The sequence below is a fragment of the Streptomyces sp. NPDC004561 genome, from assembly GCF_053602155.1.
Map to the genome: position 1 here is coordinate 1 of NZ_JBSGDB010000401.1, position 8,054 is coordinate 8,054.

The 8,054-nt window shown below is 68.5% G+C and carries 8 protein-coding genes and 3 pseudogenes; 6 read left to right on the forward strand and 5 right to left on the reverse strand.

The genetic code is table 11. The features are described from left to right. Nucleotides 1-327: 327 nt before the first annotated feature. Nucleotides 328-480 carry a hypothetical protein gene (locus tag ACWEN3_RS35610; protein WP_452979583.1) on the reverse strand — a complete coding sequence of 51 codons (153 nt, stop codon included), beginning with the start codon at nucleotides 478-480 and terminating at the stop codon, nucleotides 328-330. A 174-nt stretch (nucleotides 481-654) separates the two neighbouring features. On the opposite strand from ACWEN3_RS35610, the pseudogene ACWEN3_RS35615 reads away from it, so the two are divergent. Together ACWEN3_RS35615 and ACWEN3_RS35620 are read left to right on the forward strand one after the other, a co-directional pair. Beyond that, nucleotides 655-1,032: pseudogene (locus ACWEN3_RS35615) on the forward strand (alcohol dehydrogenase catalytic domain-containing protein); the annotation flags it as partial. Beyond that, nucleotides 1,032-1,238: pseudogene (locus ACWEN3_RS35620) on the forward strand (ATP-binding protein); the annotation flags it as partial. The pseudogenes ACWEN3_RS35615 and ACWEN3_RS35620, both read left to right, overlap by 1 nt. A gap of 138 nt (nucleotides 1,239-1,376) precedes the next feature. Here ACWEN3_RS35620 and ACWEN3_RS35625 read toward each other — a convergent pair. Further along, the gene (locus ACWEN3_RS35625; protein ID WP_452979586.1) at nucleotides 1,377-1,925 is read right to left on the reverse strand and encodes a GNAT family N-acetyltransferase; all 549 of its coding nucleotides are present in this window, start codon (nucleotides 1,923-1,925) and stop codon (nucleotides 1,377-1,379) included. A gap of 92 nt (nucleotides 1,926-2,017) precedes the next feature. On the opposite strand from ACWEN3_RS35625, the pseudogene ACWEN3_RS35630 reads away from it, so the two are divergent. Continuing rightward, nucleotides 2,018-2,158, forward strand: a pseudogene (locus ACWEN3_RS35630) (IS30 family transposase); the annotation flags it as partial. Between the two features lie 129 nt (nucleotides 2,159-2,287). Here ACWEN3_RS35630 and ACWEN3_RS35635 read toward each other — a convergent pair. Further along, entirely contained in the window at nucleotides 2,288-3,421 is a 1,134-nt protein-coding gene (locus ACWEN3_RS35635; protein WP_452979588.1) for an FAD-dependent oxidoreductase, read from the reverse strand. A 105-nt stretch (nucleotides 3,422-3,526) separates the two neighbouring features. On the opposite strand from ACWEN3_RS35635, the gene ACWEN3_RS35640 reads away from it, so the two are divergent. Then, on the forward strand, nucleotides 3,527-4,276 hold the full coding sequence (locus tag ACWEN3_RS35640; protein ID WP_452979591.1) for a TetR/AcrR family transcriptional regulator: 750 nt from the start codon (nucleotides 3,527-3,529) through the stop codon (nucleotides 4,274-4,276). Here the strand turns inward: ACWEN3_RS35640 and ACWEN3_RS35645 are convergent. Beyond that, nucleotides 4,233-4,967: a hypothetical protein gene (locus ACWEN3_RS35645; RefSeq protein ID WP_452979594.1), complete on the reverse strand. Its 735-nt coding sequence runs from the start codon at nucleotides 4,965-4,967 to the stop codon at nucleotides 4,233-4,235. The genes ACWEN3_RS35640 and ACWEN3_RS35645 overlap by 44 nt on opposite strands. Before the next feature lie 107 nt (nucleotides 4,968-5,074). Between ACWEN3_RS35645 and ACWEN3_RS35650 the strand changes: the two genes are divergently transcribed. Continuing rightward, nucleotides 5,075-6,673 carry an ISL3 family transposase gene (locus ACWEN3_RS35650; RefSeq protein WP_452979597.1) on the forward strand — a complete coding sequence of 533 codons (1,599 nt, stop codon included), beginning with the start codon at nucleotides 5,075-5,077 and terminating at the stop codon, nucleotides 6,671-6,673. Nucleotides 6,674-6,727: 54 nt separating this feature from the next. Further along, the gene (locus tag ACWEN3_RS35655) at nucleotides 6,728-7,165 is read left to right on the forward strand and encodes a DUF4259 domain-containing protein (protein WP_452979600.1); all 438 of its coding nucleotides are present in this window, start codon (nucleotides 6,728-6,730) and stop codon (nucleotides 7,163-7,165) included. A gap of 194 nt (nucleotides 7,166-7,359) precedes the next feature. On the opposite strand, the gene ACWEN3_RS35660 is transcribed toward ACWEN3_RS35655, so the two are convergent. After that, the gene (locus tag ACWEN3_RS35660; RefSeq protein WP_452979603.1) at nucleotides 7,360-7,989 is read right to left on the reverse strand and encodes an MFS transporter; all 630 of its coding nucleotides are present in this window, start codon (nucleotides 7,987-7,989) and stop codon (nucleotides 7,360-7,362) included. Between the last annotated feature and the right edge of the window lie 65 nt (nucleotides 7,990-8,054).

Consider the following 8,054-nt stretch of genomic DNA (forward strand, 5'->3'; position numbering starts at 1 on the left):
GCACAGCAGATCAGGCCCCCGTTGCGGCTCCGCGCCGCGATCTCACGCTGGGCCCGCAGCCGCCACAGCACGGCACAAGGACCCGGTACACCCTGCCGGGGTCCTTGTGTCGTTCAAGAACAACTGCTCAAGCGGCAACCTCCGCCGGCTCCGGCACGCCGGACGCACGGACAGCGCCGGCCGACGTCGCGGAACGCCCGGGCACGGATCGGATGACAGGGCGGGCCCTTCACTTGACAGGGCCGGGTACGCACGAGTTCAGGGCGGCGAACGGTTCCCACAACAGGAAGGGCATGCTTCCGGTCGAGCAGACCAGCCGCAGGCCCTTCATCTGGTTGCGGTGCTCATCGCCGCCTCGGCTTGGCGGATGCGCCGTTCCTCCAGCGTCCTCTGCTGTTGCCCGGCCCGTTCCAGCAGCCTGTCAAGGAGGGCCGGATCGAGTCGATCGTCCGTGGCGCCGAGCTGGCGCAGCGTTGCCATCCGGCTGCTTTGCCTTCCACCGCCAGCCGTAGCGCCTCCAGCTCCAACACGGTACTCAAAGGCGAGCGCCGTATGAGGCGGCCGTTGCCCTTGGCCGTCACCGCCGCCAGCGTCCACGACTCCACCGTCGGCACCCCACTCCTGATCCAAGTCCACGAGCTCCACCCCACCATCATGCGCTTCCACGAGAATGGCGAGCCCGCCGACGTCCTGCGCCTGGAGACCGCTCCCGTGCCCGAGCCGGGACCCGGCCGCATCCGCGTCGCGGGTGCACGCGTGCGGACTGGCCCCTGCCGACTGGGCGCTGTGCCGCGGGCTCTTCGCCGGGACCCTGCCGCGCGGCATCGGCTGCGACGTCTCGGGCATCGTCGAGGCCGTCGGCACGGTGTCACGGACGTAGCCATCGGCGACCGCGTCTTCGGCACCGCCGACCTCGCCGGCCGGCCGAGCGCCGGCGCGGCGGAGCGCGCCGTGCTGGATCACTGGTTCGCGGTGCCCGAGGGCCTGGACCTCATCCGGGCCGCCGCGCTCCCGATGGCGCTGAGCACCGCATCCTGACCGAGCGCGAGGAGAAGAACAGCGTCATCGCGTCCAACGAGTCGTTCGGCGGCTGGACGAAGACCTTCGCCGACCCCCGGCTCTGCGTGGCCAACGTCGACCGCCTGACCTTCAACGGCACGATCATCGAGACCGGCACCGACTCCTACCGGCTCGCCTCCACACGGGATCGGGTGGAGGAACCCGCCAAGGCCGGCTGACACCTGCAGGCCCCACCTCGACGGCCCGCCGCCCTCACGGGCGGCGCGCCGTCCCACCCCCATCTTTGAACCTCGATTGGTCTCCTCGCGCTCGCCCGGCTCTATTCGCGATGAGTGCGGACACTGTCGAGCACGACCTCAGTCGGACAGTCCGACCGGGGACCACATGCCGAACCACTGCTCGGCGCCCCAATCCGAATACCGTGGCACCTCGGTGAACCCCAGCTTCGCCGCGAGGCGCATCGAGCGCTCGTTGGCGGTCTGGGTGGTGAGCACCACCGGCTCGCCGGGCAGCGCTCCGGCACACCAGTCGAGTGCCGCCGCGCACGCCTCCGCGGCGTACCCGTGCCCCCACGCCTGCGGCAGGAACATGTAGCCGAGCTCGACCTCCGAGGCCCCGGGGCGGACGTGGACCGGACGCTCCGGGTCTCGCCGGTCGAGCGTGACGATCCCGATCATCGCTCCGTCGAGATCGACCACGAAGAGGCCAGGGCGCCGCTTGGGCGCCCCGGGCACCGCACGCTCGAACTCGTCACGCTGTCGAGGGCCACCGATGTAGGTGCCCACCTCGGGCGAGGTGAACAACTCGATGACCGCCGCACGATCCCGGGCCTCGGGCTCACGGAGCACGAGCCTCTCGGTCCTGATCGGGGCAGGTGGCCAGGCGACGGGCCCTAACTCAGTCATGCGGGCCAGCTAATCAGCAGGCTCGGTAGCGATCAAGGCTCGCGGACCGGTCAACCCGCCTGCCCAGGCCCGTCCTTCTTCTCTCGCGCGCGGACCTCCGCGCGTTCAGCCAGGCCGACCTGGACGCCATCGCCCATGAGCTCAACCATCGCCCGCGCAAGGTCCATGGCTATCGCACCCCGGCAGAGGTCTACGCTGACCTCCTGAACAGCGGTGATGCGCTGACCGCTTGAGCTCGCCCTCGTTTGACGACAGGGCAGCCGGTCAGAGAACCCAGCTGGCGATCACCTGCAAGGAGGCCGGCCGGAGCACGCCGGAAACGTGCTGCCCGATCTTGGGGGCGTGGCCGGGAGGTTCTGAACCTATGCCGGCTCGGGTCGTTCCGGGTTCGGGACGAAGGCGGGCAGCGCAGCGAGGCTGTGGCGCACGGCCTCGCCCCCGTACTCGAACATCTGCCGCTCGTAGCTGTCGACTGCGGTGAGAAGATCTTGACGGCCCTCGGCGGCCTCGACCAGGCAGCGGCGCAGCAGGTCGGCATCGCGCAGGGCGGTGTTCGCACCGTTGCCGCCGGTCGGAGAGGTGGCGTGGATGGCGTCACCGAGCAGCGTGACCGGACCGGGCGCCCAGCGCTCACCTGGCTCGACCACCCCGATGGACAGCAGGGTGCCGTTGTCCGGGTCGGCCTGTTCGATGAGCGCCTGCAGGTCCGGGTGCCAGCCTTTCATCCTGGACAGCGCGGCCTCCTGCGCCGTTAAGGTGCCGAGAGAGCCGTTCGACGGGAGGATCATGGCCCAGCGCACGTAGTCATGGATGTCAGGGAGCGTCACTTCGGGTGCCAGTTTCTCCGCCGCTTCCTTTGGCGGAACGGGGAACCGCATCGCCCCGAGCAACAGACTCACTCCGTCCCCGACGATCTTCCCGCCGTAGGCCCGGGACAGGCCGGCGAACTGCTCCGTCAGCGGCGTGCGGCCGACGACGAACCGAACGCCGGTGTCCCTCGGGGTGGTCTGCGGCGTCAGCACCTGGCGAACGGCGGAGCCGACCCCGTCCGCCCCGACGAGCAGATCAGCGGTTGCCGGATCGCGTTGCGCGAACCGGGCTTCGACCCTGCCGTCGTCCAACACGTCGTAACCGGTCAGCGCGGCCCCGGTGTGCACAGTGAGTCCGGTCAGCAGCAGGTGCCGGAGTACGTGCCGGTCGACCACGATCCCGCTCCTGGCAGGGCCGAGTTCGCCGATCTTGTTCAGCTGGGCGTCCAAGGCCAGTCGCTCGACGTAGGTGTCGCTGACGACCGCGTCCAGCAGCGGGTGCCAACGCTGTGGCAGGCAGCTGCGCAGCGCCTCGAATCCGACCGGATCCAGTACGAGCCGGTACCCCTGAAATCGTGCGGTGATCGCTGGGTCCCGCTCGTAGACGTCGACCTCGATCCCGGCATCGCGCAGACCCTGCGCCAAGCACAGGCCCCCCAGACCGGCTCCGACCACAGACACTCGCATCACACACCTCCTGAACGGACTGCACACTGATACGAACTTAGTTCTGCATGAACGATCTAAGTTCTACGAGACGAACTTAGATCGTGTCAAGGTATAGTGACCGGCATGCCCTCCGATCCCCGGCAACGTCGAGCAGCTCGTCACGCCCAGCCCGCTGGGGAGCCCTCGGCGGCGTCACCACGCAAGAAGCCCATCACGGTCGACCGGATCACTGACGCCGCCCTGCGGGTCGTGGCCACCGAGGGCTACGCCGCACTGACCATCCGTCGAGTCGCCGCGGTGCTCGGCACCGGGCCGTCGTCGCTGTACGCGCACATCGTCAGCAAAGAGGACATCGACGATCTGCTGGTCGGCCGGCTCTGCTCCGAGGTCGTGCTGCCCGAACCGGACCCAGCCAGGTGGCGCGAACAGATCCTCGACGTCTACGCGCAGATCCGCGACCAGTACCTGAAATACCCCGGAGTCTCCCGTGCCGCGCTGGGCGTGGTCCCGACCAACCTCTCCACGTTGCGGGTCAGGGAAGGGCTTTTGGCGATCTTGCTCGCCGGCGGAGTCGAACCGCAGAACGCCGCCTGGGTGCTCGATGCCCTGTCCCTCTACGTCAGCGCCTACGCCTTGGAGCAGTCGCTGGTCCAGCAGCGGCGCAGTCACCCGGACCAGGAGTGGGTCCTTGGCCGCGAGGAGCTGATCCGCCGGTTCACCGCGCTGCCGGCCGACACGTTTCCGCAGACCCGGCGCTATGCCGCTGAGCTGACCTCTGGCACCGGACACGACCGGTTCGAGTTCACCCTCGGACTGATAATGGACAACCTCACCCAGCCCCGGCCGGCACCGCTATCCGACACCGCCGGATGAACGCCGCGGCCCGAGGCCTGTCGACCACGGCCTCCTGCCAGTTCTGCGTGGCGAAGGAGATGACGATGCGCCCGCCGTCCTCGCCGATCGGACTGATGCAGTCGCCGCGGGCGGCCTCGTTGCGCCGCGCGTGTGCGAGCGCGTCCAGTGCCCGTCCATCCTCCGAGGCGGCGGTGAACTGAAGCTTCTCGGCCAGGTCGGACATCAGCGCCCGGTCCCGGCCGATCTGCCTGTACAGGAGCACCTTCCACAAGTTGCCGTGGTGGACTGAGACCTTCTCGATCTGCTCGTACCGCTTCGTGAACCCGCCGAAGCCCTCCACGGTCTTCGCGACCGTGCCGAGCCGTCGGCCCGCACCACCACGGCTTTCATGAGGGCGAGGACGGCTGGGGAGACCGCGCCGTCCAGGCGCCGGGCGACATCCCTCGATGGACGCCTGTTCGTCCAGCCTTGCCGCGTCTCCGAAGGACTCGCGGAGCGGGGAGCCCTCGAGCCTGAGGATCTGCGTCATCTTCGGCCCATCGGTCGTCGCCTCGGCGAGATCGATGCCACCTGCCGCGTCGGCCTCTGGGACAACCCGCTGGCCACAGATTCGGCGTGGGACGACATACCCAGCGTTCGAGTCCTCGGTGTGCTTTGGTGCCTCCCGAAGTCGTGAACATCTGCTGTCCGTTCTGAGGCTCTGGTCCACTTCGTGTGGTCGCGTACGTAGGGTGACTGTTGATCTTCGCGTGATGGCGGTTGAGTTCGCCCGAAAATCGCTCGGTTGGATGGTGGTGTGGTCGACAGTCCTTCGCCGTGAACGAAGTGCTGCCGCAGCTGGACGAGCTACTGTTCTCCTCGGTCGAGGGCGTGTTGGTGGAATCGATCAAGGTGACTGACACGGTCGTCAGGGTCGAGGCCCGTACGACCGCAGGGCAGATGGCCTGTCCGGGGTGTGGATGCTGGTCGGGGCGAATACACGGCTCCTACCTGCGATTCCCTCGCGATCTGCCGACGGCGGGCAAGTTCGTCGTGGTGTCGTTGCGGGTGCGGCGGTTCGTCTGCGAGGAGGAGTCCTGTGAGCGCAAGACCTTCGCCGAACAAGTACCCGGCCTGACCCGCAGGTTCGGGCGACGGACCGAGCGGCTGCGGTCGACGCTGATGTCGGTCGGTCTTGCGCTCGCGGGCCGGGCCGGCGCCCGGATGACGGACGCCTTCAAGGTTCCGGTCAGCCGGAACACTCTGTTGAGGCTGATCGCCTCCCTTCCTGACCCCGCCGTCACCTCACCCCGCGTGGTCGGCGTGGACGAATACGCCCAGCGCAAGGGCCGTATCTACGGAACCGTGCTCGTCGACGTCGAGACACGTCGGCCGATCGACCTCCTGCCCGACCGGGAGGCGGACACACTCGCGGCGTGGCTCGCCGAGCGGCCCGGTATCGAGATCGTCTGCCGTGACCGGGCTCCCTTCTTCGCCGAGGGCGCCACCCGCGGCGCCCCGCAGGCCCTCCAGGTCGCCGACCGGTGGCACCTCTGGCACAACCTGGGCGAAGCCGCCGAGAAATGCGTCTACCGGCACCGCGGCTGCTTGCGCCCCATGCCGGCACGGCCGGAGGAACTCCAGGAGGAGCCGGAGCCCGCTGCGTCGTCGCCCTGGCCGACAGGCCACCGGTTCGCCGAGCGCACCCGGGCCAAGCACGCCACCATCCACGCTCTCCTCGCCGCCGGTCACAGCAAACGGTCCGTCGCCCGGCAGCTCGGCATGACCCTCAACACGATCCTGCGCTTCTCCCGCGCCACCACCCCGGAGGAACTGTTCACCGGCCAGTGGCAAAACCGTGCGACCAAGCTCGATGACTTCAAGCCCTACCTCGAGCAGCGCTGGCAGGAAGGCTGCACCAACGCCTGGAAGTTATGGGAGGAGATCAAGGAACAGGGCTATCCCCGCGGCTACGCCGGCGTCCGCGACTACGTCAGCAGGAACCTTCGCGGCAAACCCCAACCCGTCGGCCCTCGTCCGCCGTCGGCCCGCGCCGTCACCCGCTGGATTCTCACCCACCCCGATGCCCTGCCCGAAGGCGACCGGATTCAGCTCAAGGCCGTCCTGGCCAACTGCCCCGAACTGACCGTACTTGTCGACTACGTGCGCTCATTCGCCCACATGGTCACCGAGCTGCAAGGCGACCGCCTGCCGGAGTGGATCGCGTCCGCTCGAACTACCACCGACCTGCCAAGCCTCAGCCGATTCGCCCAGCACCTCGAACGCGACCTCGACGCGGTCATCGCCGGCCTGACCCTGCCATGGAGTTCAGGCGTCGTCGAAGGACACGTCAACAGGATCAAGATGCTCAAGCGGCAGATGTACGGTCGCGCGGGCTTCAAGCTCCTGCGCAAGCGAGTACTGCTTGCCTCCTGACCACACTGTCGGTGGACAATGCGACGATCTCCCGACGGCCAAGCGAGGAGGGAAATGGGAACCTGGGACAGCGGCCCCTTCGATAACGACACCGCCGCCGACTTCGGAGGTGACCTGGACGAGGCAGCCCTGGAAGAGCGCGGAGCCCTGATCCGCAGCGCGCTCAAACGCGCCGCTGACCCTGCGGACTTCCTGGATATCTCCGACGGCGAGCGAGCAGTGGCCGCGGCCGCACTGGTCGCTGCTCAGTACCCTGATGGCGAACCGACATGTTCGAACTACGGTCCGTCAGAGCCGCTGCCAGAATTGCCGGCCGACCTTCGAACGCTCGCCGTCGACGCTCTGGACCAAGTGGTCTCCGAGCGGTCTGAACTCGCCGAACTGTGGGACGACGCTGCGAACGGCTCGAAGTGGCACCACGACATCACCCGCCTTCGCGACATCCTTGACCCTCCGGTCCCTCCACAAGAGGAAGCCCTCTTCGCCATCTGAGCGATCACCCACAGTCACGGGTCACAGAAATTGGACCAGAGCCCAAGAACGGACAGCATCTCTTCACCAATTCGGGAGGCACTTGGTGCCGGCCTCGGATTCGAATTGTTCACGGGTTTGGACAGCACAGACCCTGCCCGTGGGGTGACGCGGTTCGGCCCTGGCGGCACGGACGGTCGGACAAAGGCGATCGGTCAGTTGGGATCGTGGCCGGCCCGCATGCTGGCGACCGCGCAGACGAGGAGTGCGACGGTGAGTGCGGTCAGCGGTGCGGTCCAAGTGCCGGTGGCGCTGTGCAGGGCGGAGGCCAGGACGGGACCGATGGCGGCCATGAGGAAACCGCAGGTCTGGGCCATGGTGGACAGGGCGGTCACGTGGTCGTGGTCACCTCTGCGGTGGGCGTAGAGCACACCGGGCAGTGCCTGTCCGGCTCCGAGTCCGATGCCGAGGACGGCGACCCACAGCATCGAGGTGCCGGTGGGAGCGATCAGGAGCCCGGCGAAGCCGGAGGCGCAGACCAGGATGGTGCCCAGGATGTGCGGGCGCTGGTCGGCGCGCTTGGCGGCGAGGACCGGTGCGATGAATCCGCCGGCGGCGACGCCGCAGATGAGCAGGGCCTGGCCGGTGCCGGCGGCGCTGCGGCTCAGGCCGGCCTGGACCAGGATCGAGGGCAGCCAGGCGAGCGTGGTGTAGAAGGCGAGAGTCTGGATGCCGAAGAAGGCGGTCAGACTCCAGGCGACTGCGGTGCGGGCCACGTGCGGGCGCCCGGCCCCCTCGGCGGCCGCGGCGGGCTGCGCAGGGCGGTGGCGCAGTTGCGGGGTCATGCTGTCGCAACTCGTGAACAAAACCACCCCAGACAGCCGTGGCCCCCGGAGAGGTCTCCGGGGGC